The organism is Marinoscillum sp. MHG1-6 (assembly GCF_024714475.1).
Classification (GTDB): Bacteria; Bacteroidota; Bacteroidia; order Cytophagales; family Cyclobacteriaceae; genus JAMZMI01.
In genome coordinates, this window is record NZ_JAMZMI010000003.1 from 215258 (window position 1) to 233262 (window position 18005).

Here is an 18005-nt window from a genome sequence, read left to right on the forward strand (position 1 = left end):
AAACCTAGTGCTCTACCTTCAATTTTGTAGAACGTCTTTGCTCCCCATCCTGATAGAGTAAGAGGTAAATCCCATCCTTCAAGTGGCTGACATCCAGTTGCTGATTATTGACGAAAGTTGGATTAACTCTGCTTCCCGAAAGATCGTACATTTTGATGGACTGAATATCTACTCCTTTAACAGATACAAACCCGTTAGCAGGATTAGGATAGACGCTCAAAGTTTCACTGGTCGATTGCATCAGCTCAGAAGACGATCGGACTGAGGCATTGTCCACGATCGCAGCATAGGCCGCATCGAGGAAGTACTTACCCACTTCACCGCCTGCCTGAAAGCGGATGGCTACTTTTGTACTTCCTGTGGGAACGTCGACGCTGTAGGTGTACTCATCATAGGTATCCTCCGGAAGGGCAAATACATCGGAAGCACGATAAGAGGTGTTGTCATTCACGTCATAAAATTTCGCCTGAATACGAAAATTCATACCTGCGTCTTTGGTTTTGACTCGCACCGAAACATTTAAGGTCTTTCCCTCCATTGCCAGCTCGTAAATGTCACTTTCGACTGACGCCTTGCCCTTATTGACTGCAGTGGTAACGTCCAGCTTGTAGGCTTTATCCCCTTCATAGGTATTGGCCTGCGAGGCATAGCCATTCTCAGCAACCACTCCACCCCAGGTATTGAGTGACCAGTTATTTAAGATGCCCTCCTCAAACCCCGGGTTCAGAAGGAAATTATCCTGTCCGGGAGGTACAGCGCTTTGGGCAACTCCTCGCGAAGCGAACTCAGCCTCCATAGCAGCGATCACTACATCGTACTTGCTATCCCCGTATAGGTTGACCGTCTCATATTCGTCTACCTGATAGTCATAGAACTCATGTCCAACTACGGGCCCTATTCGTTCTCCATTATCATAGTCCATATGAATCCATTTGGTATAGCGATAACGTTCATTTCGCAAAGTATAGCCCATTTTATCTCCATCGCGATGGTACTGACTCATAGCCGCAAACCGAACTGACGCGGTTGGATCATTAAGAAGTGGAACCAGTGATGTTCCGGCCAGACCTGCAGGTGGCGTAACTCCTGCCAATGCGCATACGGTAGGATAAACATCTACTAACTCAACCGGCGCATCGGTCACGTTATTAGTCAAACCGGTATCCGGGGAATAGATCATCAACGGAGATCGTACAGCTTGCTCGAAGTTGGTCTTCTTTGCCCATTGACTGTGGTCGCCAAGATGAAACCCATGGTCCCCCCACAGTACGATGACGGTATTGTCAGTGAGGTTCAGCTCATCTAGCTTGTCCAACACCTTCCCAATTTGCGCATCCACATAAGAAACGCAGGCCATGTAGCCATGGATGAGCTCCTTCTGCTTTGCCTCATTGATCGTTCCTGAAAGCGGGGTGTCAGAATAGCTGGAAAGCAATTCACCATCTATGTCGTATGCAAAAGCCGGAATGGTGGCTGACTGGCCCTGTTCGGGATGAACAGCAATCGAATTTCTATCATATAAATCCCAGTAAGCTTTTGGAGCCGCAAAAGGTAAATGGGGCTTGGAGAAGCCTGCAGATAGAAAAAACGGTTGAGAGCTACCCGTAAGCCCATCCAGTTTTTTGATCAGAAAACTCGCTGCCGCACCATCTTTGTAAGCATCATCAGGTACATCCATATTTTCAACACTTGGTTTCGCGTCCGGAAACAGCTTGAGCGCTTCATTCTTCTCCTGATTGCTGGTAATGTTATTGTCCACCAGGTATTGTTCATAATCCTGATAAGCCGGTTCTACGGCAGGGTTGTGGTAGCCTTGAAAGCCACGCCCCAACACCGCATCATGATAAGCGAGCGGTATGGTATGCTTGTAAGATTCGGACCAGGATGATGCATCAAATGAATTATCCACGTTTCGCGGATCGTACATTTTCCCTCCTCCTGTCGAGAAGTATCCGTTCGCGATAAAATGCTGAGGCAAAGTGATCACATCAGGATTTTTGTCCCGCATTTGTGTACTCAGGTTATACACCTCTGTTTGATCGGGATACCAACCCGTCAGAATACTTGTTCTGGACGGACCGCACACGGACTGCTGGCATGAGGCATTGGTAAAGACAGTACCCATCGCTGCCAGTCTATCCATATTGGGAGTTTGTATCACCTGATCTCCATATGCGCCAATCATGGGCTTAAGATCATCGACGGCTATGAAAAGTACGTTTCGCTGTTGAGAATGGAGGTCTTGCATGATCAGGCAAAGCCCAATCAGAAAACCTGATATAAATTTCTTGTTCATTCGTTTATCTGTTTTGATGAAATAAGCAAGGCAATGGCATTCCGGCCATCACCTCGCTCTATTCCTTAACTGGTTGATTAGTGTCTGATAATTACTTTTTGAGTAAAGCTTTCCCCGCTCTTCGTTCTTATCTGTAAAAAGTAAAGACCTGAATGAAGCCCAGAGACATTCACCAATCCAAGCGGATTCATGCGTACGAGAACAAGCCTTCCTGAATGATCAAACATGCTTAGCTGCTCCACTTCCCCGGGAGAAGTAACGTTAAGTAGATCCGCAACCGGATTTGGGTAGACTTTGAATGACGTATTCGGGTCGGATCCTAATGCTGATGCTGACTCATCTCCCCTGGCGCCTGAACCACCACTTAATATGGCGCTAACCTGATCAAAGTAATAGGTACCACCTTCTGCTCCTGCCTGAAGTCTCACCTGTACTTTTTGCGTACCTGATGGTACAGCTACATTCTGATGGGTATACTGAGTGTAGTTGTTTTTTGAGAGACTCTCGGTTGGGCCCGCGCTGTAGGTTGCGTTGTCATTGGCATCATAAAATATCACCTGAAGCCTGAAGGTCATGCCATTACTTCGTGTCAGCACCCAGGCCGAAACATCAATGGTCATTCCTTCCATAGCATATTCATAGATATCACTTTGCACGCTTACCTTACCCATATCTACCGGAACGGTGACGTCCATCTGATTGGATATATTACCTTCATAAACGTTTCTATTGGTAGTTTCAGGATTGACGTTACCGTCAGCTCCTCCCCAGGTGTTCAAAGACCAGTTCGTGGTCACTCCCGACTCAAAGCCAGGGTTCAGAAGGAAGTTACCCGCAGGTGGGTTAGGTAGCGCCGGCGCAGATACTGATACCACTTGTTCTACCGTATCCGTAGCTCCTTCATTGTCCGTTACAATAAGGCTCACCGTGTAGTCACCTGCACTTGCATAGGTATGATTAGCGGTCTCTCCAGCACCTGTATTGGTATCGCCAAAATCCCAAGACCAGGAGGCAATGCTTCCATCAGAATCAGTAGACCCTGATCCATCGAGATCAACCGAGAGGTCAGTTGCCACATAGGTAAAACTTGCTGTAGGTAACACATTAGGACAGGCCTCGGTGGTAGCAGAACCCGAAACGGCTCCATTCGACCACAAACCATTGTAGGAAAAGACCCTGTAGAAATAGGTCGTCTCCTCGGTCAACTCACTTACAGCATAAGAAGTAATATTCGCCCCTACTTCATCGAGGTAGTCATAGGTCAAACCTCCATCGGTACTTTGTTTGATTTTAAAAGACTGCTCATCTGACGAATTATCCGTCCAGCTAAGATTAATCCCTGAGCAACCATTCACATCCAATACCAGGTTGGATGGAGGCACTGGTGGCGTGGCCGCAACCTCAACGGTCACGACCTGCTCAAGACTATCAGCAGCCCCTGAATTATCAATGACTTTAAGTTGTACGGTGTAGTCTCCACCCGTGGCGTAGGTATGACTTGCATTAGCGGAGCTTGAAACAAAAACTGGGCTCCCGTCTCCAAAATCCCATTCCCAGCTGGCTATGGACCCCAGACTATCCTTTGCATTCGAACCATCAAAATCGACCACCAGTTCGTTCGCAGTGTAGGTGAAATCCGTGGTAGGGAAAAAGTTAGGTGTGTAGGCATCCAAATAGAAACCGTCAACCAGGTAATCTGCATCTTCCAGGAAACTTACACGAAAATAAATGGTCTGCAGAGCAGCAGGAGTATATTCCCAATTATAAAGACTCCAACCACTGTTGACCGTCATGCTCTCAGTCTGAACAGCCGAAGTGCCCTCACGCATGATCACCTTCATGTCTTGAGGGTTACCGCTTCCTGACTTTCCGTAAAAACCCATTTTATAGCGCTGCCCTGCGTCCAACTGCATGTCACAACTTTCTATCCGGTTTTTCCAACTTTCGATCGTACTGACCTGTACTGAGAGGGATTGATTTCCTTCTGATTTATCAGCCTGATTTAAAGACGTACTGATTGATCCTCCTTCAGTCCATTCTGTGAACGTTGAGTTCTCAAAACCTCCATTACAAACCAGTTGATTTTGAGGCTCGTAGGGCACTGGTATGGCGCTTCTCCACTCACCACTTTCGAACAATGCGTCTTTGATGTTATCCAGCCACTTGATGCTGGGATCTCCGAAATAATTAGAACCGTAAGCATCGGTACGTAGGTGAATGGTCTTATTGGATTTGGGTCCTGCATCCCAGGCAGTAAAGGCAAAGCCCCTACTAATAGCAGCCTGAGCCACATACCTATGATACTCTTCTCTTGAGGCTGGTTCAGGACCATCTCCCAGCGGATCGCCAGGCGAGTCAAAATGGTAGTTTATTCCATATTCGTTATCCGCACCAAATTCACCTAGCAATACGGGTATATTATGCTCCTGGGACCAAAGGGACACTTCGTCAAAATGCCCATCCAACTCGGCTTTCTCATCCGGGTCACCCCAGGTATATACAGGAGTGGTATTTTCTCCGGGATTGGATGATTTGGTAAAACTAAAGGGTAGGTAATAGTGGAAGGTAGCAATCAGATGATCATCGCTCTGTATAAATGAGGGATAAAGCTGCTGTGGCGCTCTATAAGAGTTGTCTCCCCCTCCTGTGACAATGACATTTCTATAGGCATTGACTGATCCCTTACTTCTGATAATTGCCAGGACATCCGTATTCACCTGATCAACTTCCGCCGCACTCATACTGAAATAGGCCTCATTCATGATCTCAAACAGCACGTCATCAGACTTGTCCTTGAAATGTTCCGAAATCTGATCCCAAATTGCCATGAATCGATCGTAGTCTTCCTGAGAGGGTGCACACCCTGAGGTGAGTGGACAATAGGCACTCTCCTCTTTATAACTCTCCCAAAACCAGTGGTCGCCATGTACATCAATGATGGCTACAATGCCTCTTGCAGTGGCCCAGTCTGTCAACTGCTCCAGGCTGTCCAGGTAATCCGTACTTACCGTGTAGGGAGCCGTTTCTCCCGTTCTGTTTTCAAAGCGAACTGGAATACGCACCGTAGTAAATCCCGCATCTTGCAGGTCCTGAAAATATTCTTCTGTAGGGTAGGGTGACCAATTTCCTGGTTGAGGGGCACTAAGTACATTTCCTAGATTGATTCCCCGGCCCATGCGCTCCACCATGTCATGGGGTGAGACCTGCGCAAAGGAAAAGCAGGTAGTAAATAGCATCACGATCGACGCCCAAATGGTAAAATTCTTTGTAATCATAATTATAGGTTTTGTTAATGATATGGGAGTAAATCATGCCTTAAATATCATTTTATCAATTTTCATTAAGGTTTGAATGCTGTTTTTAACAGTTTGAAAATGTACAAGGGGCTTTGGGGTGTTGTTATAAGCCTTTTTGTGGGCGAATTTTATTAAGGAAATGAGGGATGTTTGGATGAAGTAGTTTCAGCAGCGGTTATAATCTGGATACGTCATTCCTGCGGAGGTCGGGCCGCGAAGTCATCAAAGAACCAAACTATAATCGTCATTCCTGCGAATGCAGGAATCCCATCAAATAATTGCATGACTGCTTCGCGCCACACATTGACGGAAACAACATCAGTACGTCATCGCCAATTATTCCTGGCAACCAACTCCAAAGATCCTTTCAGGATTGACTTTCTGGTGGTTTACTAACTGTTAACTAATCGCCGGGGACGTCATTACGAGCGGAGCGAAGTAATCTTACAATTGAAAAAGATTGCTTCGGTCGTTCCTCTCTCGCAATGACGGCAACAGCATTGGTAGGTCATTCCTGCGGAGGTCGAGCCGCGGAGGCCGGGCCGCGGAGGCCGGGCCTCGAAGGCAGGAATCCCATCAAACAATTATCCCTCCTCAAGCCGGAGAGGCTCCCACTTTTTCTTGTCAAAAAGTAGGCAAAAGACACTGAAAAAATAAACGCGCGAGGCCCCTACCCTCATCTGCCGCCATTTTTTCGTCAGCCCTCCAAAACGTAAAAACCACAGCTTACAGCTTCGTCAACCTTTAAGCTGCTCCGCATTTGTAATGCGGAAGCTTAGACAGTACGAACAATATTTCGAGCGCAATGCAATTGCGCTCGAGCAGGGGGACTAACAACTACTCCAAAGATCCTTTCAGGATTGACTTTCTGGCGGGTAATTAAAACGGACGAATGATAACTGCTCACTGTTCTATCTTATATAGAATAAACCGAATGTATTTCTTGCGAAATATCGAGCAAATCGTATTTTTATACTGAAGATGAGCGACTTAGCCGGTTATGATCGGCTCACTGTTGGATTTTAATCCAGGCATATGCATAGGAGCACAAGATTTGGATGCTATAAGACACAATTAGATTCATAAAAAATGAACATCTAAATGAAAAAAACTCTTTTGTCTTTGTTTTTTTTTATTTCATTGACTCTTACAGCGCAATCTATACGTCATGGTTATGTACTTAAACCGGACGAAGGTGAAAAACCAGGTTCAAAGCGAACCATAAAAGGCCGTCCAAAGAGTGGAACACAAGGGGGAGTAATGATCATTGATAAATTGCCTCCCGGCTTTGAAACAACATTTCACGTACACGATGAAGCCGACGAATTCTTTTATGTAATCAACGGAGATGGAACTGCAGAATTTGATGGTAAAGAACAAAATATCTCTACCGGCTACGTAATTTTCGTTCCAGCAGGTGGTGAACATAAATTGAAGGTATCATAAGATGGCCCCATGGAACTCCTTTTCTTTTTTGATAAGCCAGGGGCTGATCAATGGTTTAGAGAAGCTCATGAAAAGTATTTTTCCAAGTCCATCCCACTTACTGTAGAAGCTTGTAATGAACTGGGTGAAAAGTATGGATATAGATGTATTGATAAAAGTAAAAATTAATAATTTGATCAAAACGGCATATAACATTATGTATGAAATCATAGCCGCACAAACTCAACTTACAAACCTTAGCCATAACCAAACAAAGACATGAACCTGGAAGTGCTTCAGTTGATTGTAGAATTAGTCAGTGCTATTGCCGTGATATGGACATTGATTTACCTGGCGAAACAAATAAAAGACAGCACCAACATTGCCGCATCTAATGCAAGACAAGCAATTTCTGAATCACTGTTATCCAACACCATTACTTACTTCAGCGATTCAGAATTTCGGTCAATATTTAATAAACATCTAAAAGGCGAGGAGCTTAAAACCGAGCAAATTCTTTACCTGGCGACTTACAGTTATTTTTTTTTCCGTAGTTATGAAAACATACATTATCAATACAGGAATAAATTAGTTTCTACTGAAGACTGGGGTGCCTTTAGAACAAACTTGAAAGCCCTCTGTCAAACGCCAGCTCTTCGAGATTTTTGGAAGAGAGAGAATCAAAACTTCAATAAATCCTTTCAAGCTGAAGTTTCTAAAATTTTTCAAGAGCTCAATGAAGAACCTACCCTGATGCCTGATGCTTTGTTTCAGCCAAAAAATAAATCCAAAGACTCATAACTAATTACGCTGCTCCGCATTTGTAATGCGGAAGCTTAGACAGCACGAACAATATTTCGAGGGTAATGTTGGGTTGGAGCAAATAACACAGAACACCCTCAGCACTACACTCCAGTGACTACACTCCACGGCCGTGAGGCCGCGTCTTCTCACCGGAGCTGTATTTGAGACGCACCTGCCCCTCCACCCTATGGGTGTCCAAAGCCCAAATAAGGTTCCTTGTGTGAAGACTGATATCAATTAATTAGAGAATATTACTTCGTCGTTCCTCCTCATCTCTAAATTGCTCATCCGCCCACCAATTTTCCACCAGCCCGCCTTCACGCAGACAGGCTGCACTACATAGTTGGTTTAGCTGCTCCGCATTTATAATGTGGAAGCTTAGACAGGACAAACAATATTTCGAGCGCAATGCAATTGCGCTCGAGCAGAGGGACTAACAACAATTTAAAGCAACTAACAAATCCTATCAATCATAAGAAGCGGCTGGTACGTGCTACCCCCTCACTCCACGACCACTCTTTTTACGACCCGCTCGCCATCCAGATCCATCTGTAGCAGGTAAAGGCCTTTATCTACGGGTAGGTTTAAGGTGAATTGATTGATATTTTGTTTTTCTTTTGTTAGGAGTACCTCTCCGGAGAGGTTGATCAATTGAATGGCTGCCTGATGATATGTCCGATCCAATTGTACACTCATCACTCCCTCTCGCAAGGGCATGGGGTAAAGGATCAGTTTATCCTGAGAATCAATCCCCAGGATCTCCTCTTCTCCTTCCGCTGCGCAGTCAGATAGATAGCTGCAGTCATCGAGCCACAACTTCACGGCATAGCTTCCGGGCACTTCGGGAGTGAAGTTTCTGCCAGTGGCACCGGCTATAGCTTCATTTGTTTCGCAATTGATCCACTCGTAAGCCACGCCCTCCATTGTGCTTAAGAGGGTATTTCCACTGACTATAATGTCAATATCTACGGCATTCACGCTTTCTATTTCTATCGTGACCACGCTATCCTCTCCTGAGACAGCCGTCAAAGTCTGCTGGTACACTCCCGGAGCATCATAAGTTTCTCCCGCAACAGTGTAGCTGCTTTCACAAGTTTTGATGTTTACATAGCCGGACAGGGTCGACTGCGCCACACTGCGTCTTGTAAACTCCAACTCAAATGAATCAATCACCGCCTGAAAGGCCACATCCTCTGCCAGATTGGTGGTTTCATTAGGGTCATTGTCGAGGTCATAAAGCTGGAAACCTCCGGGCGCTCCATATCGCTCTCCTGCATCATAATCCATCTGCACCCACTTCGTGTAGCGGTACTGTTCATTGCGCAAGGTATATCCCATATAGGCTCCACGAGGAAATTGTCCCATCGCCGCATATCGGACAGTCGCTGAAGCGTCCTCGAGTATGGGCAACAAGCTTTTTCCGCTCAATTCATCAGGCTTTGATAAGCCCGTCAGGTCACAGAGTGTTGGGTAGATGTCTACAAACTCCACAGGAGAATTGGAGCTTTGGCCCGCAGCCCCCATCCCAGGATCTGCAATGATCAGCGGGGAACGTACCGCCTGCTCAAGGTTGGAGTGCTTGCCCCAAAGGTTGTGATCACCCAAATGCCAGCCATGGTCGCCCCACAGGACAATGGTCGTATTATCCATGAGCCCCGTCGTATCCATTTTATCAATGATCTTACCGATCTGCGCATCAATGTAGGAAACACAAGCAAAATAGCCGTGAATCAGTTTTTTCTGCTCCTCATCGTTCAGGTCCCGATCCTGGAAATAGGGAACATCAGAATAGCTATTGGTCATCTCGCCATTGTTTCGCCAGACCATGGTCGGCACGTCCGCCGGTTGCTCCTGGAATGACGCGATGGCTATATCATTGATATCGTAGAGGTCCCAGTACTTTTTAGGTGCGTTGAAGGGCAGGTGAGGTTTGGAGAAGCCTGCCACCAGGAAAAACGGGTTAGAGGCTTCATTCACCTGATCCAGCTTTTGCAATATCCATTCGGCTGTGGCCCCATCTTTATAGGAGTTGTCCGGAAGCTCCAGACCTTCTGCTGAGGGCTTGGCATCGGGAAAGAGCTTGACTCCTTCACTTTCATTCGCGCCCGGGTTATCTATCATGTATTGCTCAAATGCCGCATCGTCTGATGGAGTCTGCGGGTTGTGATACCCTTTATAACCACTTCCCGTGGTCGCATCATAATAACTTTCACTCACTGAGTGCTGATACTCTTCGGACCAGGACACAGTATCATATTGATCATCGACAGAACGAGGATCAAAGAGTTTTCCGGCGCCAAGGGTGTAATAGCCATTGAGTTTGAAATGCTGCGGTAAAGTGATGACGTCGGGGTTTTTATCCCTTATCAGTGTTTTTAAATCATAGACCGCTGTTTCATCCGGATACAAACCTGTGAGCAGACTCGCCCTTGAAGGTGCGCAAACAGCCTGCTGGCAAGAGGCATTCAAAAAGGTGGTCCCTCTGGCAGCAATGCGATCGATGTTAGGGGTTACGGCCAGGTCATCTCCATACGCGGACAACAATGGCTTCAAATCATCAATAGCAATAATCAGTACATTTTTCTGAGCGCTGGCATGAAAGCATAGTACGGCCATTAATGCCATCAGGCAAACTTTTCTCTTGGTGTTCATCATTTCACTTTTATGATCTCGCTATCCCTGTATCCGATCCTTGTGTTGACCACATACATATGCTGATCTTCCTTCAGCTGTATTGGTTGGTGATAAGGTTGCCAGCCGGACTCCGTGCCCGGGGTTACTGACTCGCTCGTCAGGTGGTAGGCCAAAGAGGCTCCCTCTAGCTGAGTACTGCAAGTCACCACCCCTTTCTTGCATTCGACTTTAGGTGCAGGACAAACAGGCTGAACGCCATCAGGCCACATTTCATTGAGCATTTCTGTTTCTGGAATCGTGCTGCGATCACCTACTTCGGCTAGCCAGGCATCCATCACATTCCTCAGTTCGGTAATCTCCTCCTCGTATGCAGGATTGCGGATCTCATTGTTCAAGTTAAATGGGTCGGTAGCTCTGACATAAAACTCCTCAGCCGTTTTTGTATTTCTAAACCAGTACTCCTGGTTTTCATCAAGCTTTCCGGCGGCACGCATTTCCAGTAATTCATTCATCATCGGGATGCTCTTTCGATAGCTTACGTCTTTATAGGCCGGCAATTCGGTGTGGTAGTTTCTCACATAGACAAAGTCCTTTGTGATCACACTCCTGATGCGATCACTGAACTCATCAAAACGATCTCCCGACCCAAAAATGTAGGGTTTTCCCGTGGTCTTCTGCCCTCCCAAAAAGGCACGACCTTGCAGATGATCTGGAATTTCAATTCCCGCTAAGGAAAGGATGGTCGGCGCGAGATCGACAAATGAAACCATCTCCTCTCTAAACTCCTGCTGTAGCTGGTCAGGTAGCCGCACCATCATCGGCACACGCAAGCCAGATACGTAATGCTCGCGCTTACCTCTCGGCAGCGGCCCACCGTGATCGCTGAAAAAGAAAATGATCGTATTATCAAGCAAGCCGGCTTCCTCCAGTTCTCGGATCCGCTCCCCTATCTCCGCATCCATCAATTCGATATTGGAATAGTTTCTGGCAACATCCCGACGTACGGTTTCTGTATCGGGATAGTAATCGGGTAGCGGAACTTCAGCCGGATCAACTGTCAGCTTTTTTTTGGCATTGTACCAAATCCTGGACTCGTGCGTCGTACTAGAGTTGAAGACTGCAAAGAAGGGCTGCCCTTCCTCTCTGTGTTTCCAATGGGCATCATTACCATTCTCATCCCAGGAGGTCAGCGGTGCTGCAAACTGGTAATCCGTCTTGGGGTTGTTGGTACAGAAATAATCCTGCTTTCGCAAATACTCTGTAAAGCACTTCACCGCAGAAGGAAGGACCGCTGAATAGAGCGGCACCGGGAGTCCATTGATATCCTGAGCTTTCGATTCACCGGAGTACTCTCGCGTTCCCCAGCCCATTATATCCTTGCCCGCCCGCATGTGTTGGGTCCCAATGGAAATGGGGTACATTCCCGTTATGATAGAGGAGCGCGATGGTCCGCAGACGCCTACCGTAGCAAATGCCTGCGTGAAGATGAGGCTTTCTGCTGCCAGGCGATCAAGGTTTGGAGTGCTTGCCGTGGCATCACCATACATGGATAAGGTCGGGCTGATGTCTTCGCACGTGAGCCAAAGAATATTGGGTTGCTGCTGTGCAGCAAGTTCAACGGACAGGATGCCTATCAAAAAACTAAAGAATACGCACCTCAACCTCATATTCTCCATATTGTTCAGTTATCGTGGATTCCCCTTCAATCAGACCCAACTCCTGCAAAAACTGATCGCATTGATCGGTCGTATCAATGAAGAATTTAATGGGTTTTCGCGCAAAAAAGGCATGCTCCTGTCCTTCATAAAGCACGAGACGACAGACTTGCCCGGCTTCTTCCATCAAAGATTTATAACGTTTGGCCGTGGGAACAGGCAGTACTTTATCATTTGTCCCCACCATGATAATGGTAGGTGGCTGATTTTCTCCAATATTGTCAATTGGGCTGATCTCCTCATGTCTTCCTTCCATTCTTTGGTAACCAAAACCTTCAGGACCGGTATCCAGCACGGGATTGAAGAGCAACAATGCCGCGGGACGTTCCTTAGATTTCCCCCAAAACGCCGTGGTCGTAGCTAGGTGCCCACCGGCTGATCCGCCCCCCACAACAATATTTTTCTTATCGATACTCAATTTCCGGGCATGCTTTAGCAGGTATTGGTAGGCATGATACGCATCCTGAGTTGCGTCAAAAGGTGTAGTGCCATGCACGTCTTTAACCCGGTAATCGATACTAAAAGTGATCATGCCCCTGGAAGCAAAGTACATGCACTGCCGTTTGAAAGCTTTATGATCTCCCTGGTTCCAGCCACCACCATGGATAAACATAATGGCCTTGTAGGTTTTCTGATCATCAAAGTCCAGCGGCCGGTACATATGCAAATACAATTGAGTCGTATCAACCTGCTTGTAGAGGATGGCGGTTGATTCAATTTCTATTCGCTGCTGCGCGACAACCATTAATGCGCCGAAAAGGCATAACGAAGTCAACGCTATTTGAATCTTATAATCTTTCATATGGTCACTACTTTTCAATACAAGATTTTAGATAGCTTTTCATCTCCGCCATCACTTGATCATATTCCGGGTCGTTGGCCCGACTGACCTTTTCGAGGGGATCCTCTTCATAATCATAAAGCTCGGTCGCGATGAGGTTTTCTTCCTTGTAGTTGCCATTTTGTGCATTCGTTCCCTGATGCCACTCTATATACCGATAGCGCTCATTTCTCAGCGCATAACCCATTCTGTCCCCTCTAGGGTACTGGCTGAGGGCTGCTTCCTTCACCTTTTTTGTTTTTCCGGAAACGATAGGAAGTAAACTCGTGCCGGGAAGATGGCCCGGAGTTTCAACACCCGTCAGGTCACAAATGGTTGGAAAAATATCAATCAACTCTACCGGACTGTCATTTCGCTGAGCATTCGCATAATCAGGATCGGAGATCATGAGTGGGGTCCGCGTAGCTTGCTCGAAATTGGAATGTTTGTTCCAAAGCCCATGATCTCCCAGGTGCCAACCGTGATCACCCACCAAAACCACGGTAGTGTTCCGCTCCAGTCCTGATTCTTTCAAAAAGCCAAGTACCTTCCCAATCTGCGCATCGACATAGGAAACGCATGCATAATACCCATGGATCAACTCACGTTGCTTAGCTTCGATGACGGCTCCCTTTTCATTGAGACTGCCTTTTATGTCCGAGTAGTTTTTTAGTTCCCCGAACGTATGATAGGCATAGGCGGGAGAACCCTGGGCATGCTCCTGAAACTCCGCTAACTGAATTTCATTACGATCGTACAGGTCCCAATATTTCTTTGGTGCCACGAAAGGCAAATGGGGCTTATGGAAACCCACCACCATAAAAAAGGGCAGATCCCCTTTACTCAACTCCTCCATCTGCCGCATACTTTCCAAAGCAATCGCACCATCGGCATAGGCATCATCCGGCACATCAATGCATTCTGTTGACTGTCTAACCCCTCGTTTTTTGAATTCGCGATTGACTGCCCGCCAAACCTTATCGCTCGTAGGATCGCCGGGGTAGTCTTCCTTAATTTCATTATAGAGCGCTAATGCCTCAGGGCTCTGGTAATCGAAATTGGCCGGGATCCCATATCCATCCACATAGGTCAGATCCAAATCCTCCACGAAAGGCCGGGTCCATGATTGGACGTCGTTCTTTACTGCACCGTGCAATACCTTCCCCATCCCTACGGTTTCATAACCCTGCTGCTTAAAGTACTCCGGCATGGTCAGAATATCGGGCACCATATCCCTCATTTTGGTCTTGAGGTCCCAGACCTTCGTGTAGTCCGGTCGCATTCCGGTCAGAAAACTCACCCTGGAGGGAGCGCATACCGCCTGCTGGCAATGGGCATTGGTAAACGAGGTACTCTTCGCCATCAGCGCATCCAGGTTCGGAGTGATCATTTGTTCCTGATCAAAACCATTAATCATCGGCTTCAGATCATCCACGATGATAAATAACACGTTTTTCTCCTGTGCTTTCAGATGAAACCCAAGAAGTATGATCACCAGCCATACTACTACGCCTTTATAACTAGCTCGCATGTTCCGTCTATTCTGTTATTTCAAAAACCAGGGCGCTGTCAATGTAGACCTGTCCTCCGCCCTCTGTTTTCCACCTGTTGATCACGAGCTCGGCTGATGTGGAGGTTGCTCCTGTCTCAAACTCAAGGGTTCCCAACTGGTATTCGCCATCTCCCTTGACGCGGCTCACGATCTGCTCCCCTCCATAGCCATCCACTTTCACCGCGGAGACCATTCCCGACGGAGCTTTGATCCACACTTCCACTCCATATTTGGTCTTTGGCTTCAGGTCATTCAACTGCTTTTTCATGCCCGTTTTGTCAGCCGCCATCATCACGCAGGCCTTGCCATTTGCTGCCTCCTTTTGTACCAACTCAGGTCTGTTTTGACCAAATTGGATCCAGCTTTTCTCAAAATCTCCATTCTCAAAATCATCGCTAAAAACAGGCAACTTACTTGATAACACCAGTGGTGCTTCAGGGTTTAAAAGGGCTTCTCTCACTGCGTAGTAGGCTGGCTTCGGTGTACCCTCCTCATCAAACATGAACAGGAACTTATCTGCATGACGACCTCTGCCGTCTACGATGCCCCAGCTATTGAAGGTGACTACTCCTGTTGCTCTTTTAGCTAGCAAAATTTTCAACACGTTGGCATAGGCATCTGCCTGCTTCCTTAGGGCCTCTTCGGTTTTGTTGCCGTCCCAAATCTTGTAATCAATTTCGGTCACGTGAAAATCAAGGTCATTGGCATGTGCCCAATCAATCAATGATGACAGGTAGTCCAATTCCTGCGGACTCAATGCCAGAGGCCGGTCACTGCGGAGATGTCCCTGCCAGCCCATGCCATCCACGCGCAAACCCTTTGCTCTTAAATACAAAATGGTCTCCTTGACCCGCTCCCACATGACCGGCTCCATGCCGCCATGATGGTTGTAGACCTGACTGATGTCCGGTGCGAACTTATTAGCAATCTCAAATGCTCTGGAAATATACAGTGGGGTTTGATTTTTGTCGTTATCACTTCCGATGATCGTCCATGGGTTTTCCCACTCGGCAATATCTTCTTTTGGCCCGAACCAGGTCCCGTCAGTTTCCACCGTTTCATTCACCACATCCATCCATTTGATATTCGGATGGCCATTGAATTTTTTACATTGAGCGGTCATGTATTCTTCCATCACCTTTTCCAACTCTTTTGGGGTGCGCACATCATCCTTTGCCCATTTTGATGCCTGCGGGCTGATGGGGCCATGCAGTCGGACGGTTAGGTCGTTTTTCTCAGCCATCTCAATAACCGCGTCAACCTGCAACCAGTCCCAAACTCCGGGCTCAGGGTGAACCCGTGATTGCTTGGCGCAATTCTCCGGTACGGTATAGTTGAATTGGCTGGTCAGAATGGCCTCAGCTTCTGTACCTAACTGATCATGATTGATCGTGGCTCCGAGGTAAAAATCTCCGTTGTATTGCTCTTCAATGATACTCTTTAGGGATGCCCCCCGGATCATTTCCGCAGCGGATTTCTTTTCAACGAGGGACACGTCATCAAACCATGAAAGGCCTGTACCCTCACCATATTTCTGAACGCCGATTTTAGCAGACACCTGACCCTTTCCTGTGGTGAACTCCGCGCTCAATTGCACATAGTCCGACTCTTTCGATTTGATTTTGATATCCTCTCCACCATACTCAACCACCTTCAGTATCACTGCTTCGTTATTTTGCGTTTTAGCTAGCACACTTACTTCATAAGTCGTTTCCGGCCTGAGGTCTTTTACCAGCTGAAGGGCTCCTCCCTTACTTCCGGTAAACCTTAGTGCATTGTTTCCCGAATAAGGCTGATCGTCTACTACTTCAATCTTGCATTTTCCAAAAATTCTCCATCCCTTATCTCCATCTTCGAATCCTCCATTATCGATCAGGTTAGCTCCCGTTTCAATTGCCGCGGAAGATTTCTTTTCCGGGCGTGTAGCCTTTTTAAAAGCTTTCTTTTGTTGTGTTTGTAAACGCAGATGCGCAGATAATTGGGCCTGAAGATCCTCTGCAAGCGCAGTGTTTAGCGCCACTACATTGACCTTTTCCTGTGGGTCTTTTTTGTAATCGTAAAGCTCCTTAAACAGGATATTTTGTTCGTCTGAAATGTCTCCATCCTTATACCAGGCGACATAGCGATAGCGATCATTTCGCAAGGCATAGCCCATGTGTCCCGCCCGGGGATACTGGCTTACCGCAAATTCTTTCACTGCTTTTTCCTGTCCGGAAATGACAGGCGCAAGCGACTTACCCTGCAGGTTTCCGGGGATCGGGATACCGCTCAACTCACATAAGGTTGGGAAAATATCCACAAACTCCACCGGCGATTCGTTTTGCACCCCCTTTTCGTACCTCGGATCTGCAAAGATCAACGGAACTCTTGTGGCCTGCTCAAAGTTGGTATGCTTATTCCATAGTCTATGGTCTCCCAGGTGCCAGCCATGATCTCCCCAAAGCACAATCGACGTTTTTCCCTTCAACCCATTCGCTTCCAGAGCATCCAGCACTCTACCAATTTGTGCGTCGATATAGGAGACACAGGCGTAATATCCGTGGATCAGTTCGCGTTGCTTTGACTCTTTTACCAGTCCATTCGCACCATAAGCATCCGGTATATCCGTATAGGAATTCAACTCCCCACTGTTGTGGTAAGGCAATTCGATGGTGTTGGCTGCGTGATTCTGAAACTCCGCCAAAGGAAGCTTTTCCCGGTCATACAGATCCCAGTATTTTTTCGGCGCTGCAAAAGGCAGATGTGGTTTCTTAAATCCTACACACAGCAGGAAAGGCTTATCCACTTTTGATAGCCTCTGCAACTGCATCACCGCAGTTTTGGCCACCATGCCATCAAAATAACCTTCATCAGCAATGTCCAGCATTTCTACGGAAGGCTTGTAGCCCTCTCTCATAAATTTATTGAGCTCGCCTCCGCTAAGTCCGCCAGCCTCTCCTCGGGTCCTCAATTCATCAAATTGATTCTTATTTTCCGACGACTGATAATGCGAAAAGTAAGGCTCCCCATAAGTCGGGTCATTAACCGGAGGCATGATGTATGGGGTCGACCAGGAAGCCTCGTCTAAATCCTTATCCACGCTTCTCGGGTCGTATATTTTCCCCATCCCCACCGTTTCATAGCCCTGCTGCCTGAAATGCTGTGGCAGGGTTAAAATATTGGGATTTTTGTCTCTAATCATGGTTTTCAGGTCCCAGACCTCGGTAAGGTCCGGACGCAAACCTGTCAATAAACTGGCTCTCGATGGACCACAAACGGCCTGCTGGCAGTGGGCATTGGTGAAGGTCACCCCCATACTTGCCAATCGATCAATATTAGGGGTAATGGCTATCTCATCTCCATAAGACCCAATCAATGGTTTCAGGTCATCCACGGCAATGAATAATACATTGCGCTGAGCATTCGCTATAAAGGCAAACGCTAAAATCAACACTAAAAAATATCCTCTCATCCTCATCTTCCA

General features: G+C 47.0%; 10 protein-coding genes. 3 read left to right on the forward strand and 7 right to left on the reverse strand.

Annotation, left to right across the window (positions count from 1 at the left end):
- Nucleotides 1-4: 4 nt before the first annotated feature.
- The gene (locus NXR94_RS08400) at nucleotides 5-2296 is read right to left on the reverse strand and encodes a sulfatase-like hydrolase/transferase (RefSeq protein ID WP_258104172.1); all 2292 of its coding nucleotides are present in this window, start codon (nucleotides 2294-2296) and stop codon (nucleotides 5-7) included.
- Nucleotides 2297-2373: 77 nt separating this feature from the next.
- Nucleotides 2374-5571 carry a cellulase family glycosylhydrolase gene (locus NXR94_RS08405; RefSeq protein WP_258104173.1) on the reverse strand — a complete coding sequence of 1066 codons (3198 nt, stop codon included), beginning with the start codon at nucleotides 5569-5571 and terminating at the stop codon, nucleotides 2374-2376.
- A 1122-nt stretch (nucleotides 5572-6693) separates the two neighbouring features.
- Between NXR94_RS08405 and NXR94_RS08410 the strand changes: the two genes are divergently transcribed.
- The 3 genes from NXR94_RS08410 to NXR94_RS08420 all read left to right on the forward strand — a co-directional run bounded on the left by NXR94_RS08410 (nucleotide 6694) and on the right by NXR94_RS08420 (nucleotide 7818).
- Entirely contained in the window at nucleotides 6694-7038 is a 345-nt protein-coding gene (locus NXR94_RS08410; RefSeq protein WP_258104174.1) for a cupin domain-containing protein, read from the forward strand.
- 9 nt (nucleotides 7039-7047) lie between these two features.
- A complete protein-coding gene (locus NXR94_RS08415) occupies nucleotides 7048-7206 on the forward strand; it encodes a hypothetical protein (RefSeq protein ID WP_258104175.1) in 159 nt (52 codons plus the stop codon).
- A gap of 111 nt (nucleotides 7207-7317) precedes the next feature.
- Complete coding sequence (locus NXR94_RS08420) at nucleotides 7318-7818, forward strand: hypothetical protein (RefSeq protein ID WP_258104176.1); 501 nt, start codon at nucleotides 7318-7320, stop codon at nucleotides 7816-7818.
- Between the two features lie 504 nt (nucleotides 7819-8322).
- Here NXR94_RS08420 and NXR94_RS08425 read toward each other — a convergent pair.
- From NXR94_RS08425 to NXR94_RS08445, 5 genes are read right to left on the reverse strand one after another with little or no spacing between them, the layout of a single operon-like run.
- A complete protein-coding gene (locus NXR94_RS08425; protein WP_258104177.1) occupies nucleotides 8323-10476 on the reverse strand; it encodes a sulfatase in 2154 nt (717 codons plus the stop codon).
- Nucleotides 10473-12122 carry a sulfatase gene (locus tag NXR94_RS08430; protein ID WP_258104178.1) on the reverse strand — a complete coding sequence of 550 codons (1650 nt, stop codon included), beginning with the start codon at nucleotides 12120-12122 and terminating at the stop codon, nucleotides 10473-10475. Before NXR94_RS08430 ends, NXR94_RS08425 begins: the two co-directional genes overlap by 4 nt.
- Entirely contained in the window at nucleotides 12097-12972 is an 876-nt protein-coding gene (locus NXR94_RS08435; RefSeq protein WP_258104179.1) for an alpha/beta hydrolase, read from the reverse strand. Before NXR94_RS08435 ends, NXR94_RS08430 begins: the two co-directional genes overlap by 26 nt.
- Before the next feature lie 7 nt (nucleotides 12973-12979).
- Nucleotides 12980-14521 (reverse strand): sulfatase, encoded by a 1542-nt coding sequence (locus tag NXR94_RS08440; protein ID WP_258104180.1) that lies wholly within the window; start codon nucleotides 14519-14521, stop codon nucleotides 12980-12982.
- Nucleotides 14522-14528: 7 nt separating this feature from the next.
- Nucleotides 14529-17999, reverse strand: a complete 3471-nt coding sequence (locus NXR94_RS08445; protein WP_258104181.1) for a sulfatase-like hydrolase/transferase — start codon at nucleotides 17997-17999, stop codon at nucleotides 14529-14531.
- Between the last annotated feature and the right edge of the window lie 6 nt (nucleotides 18000-18005).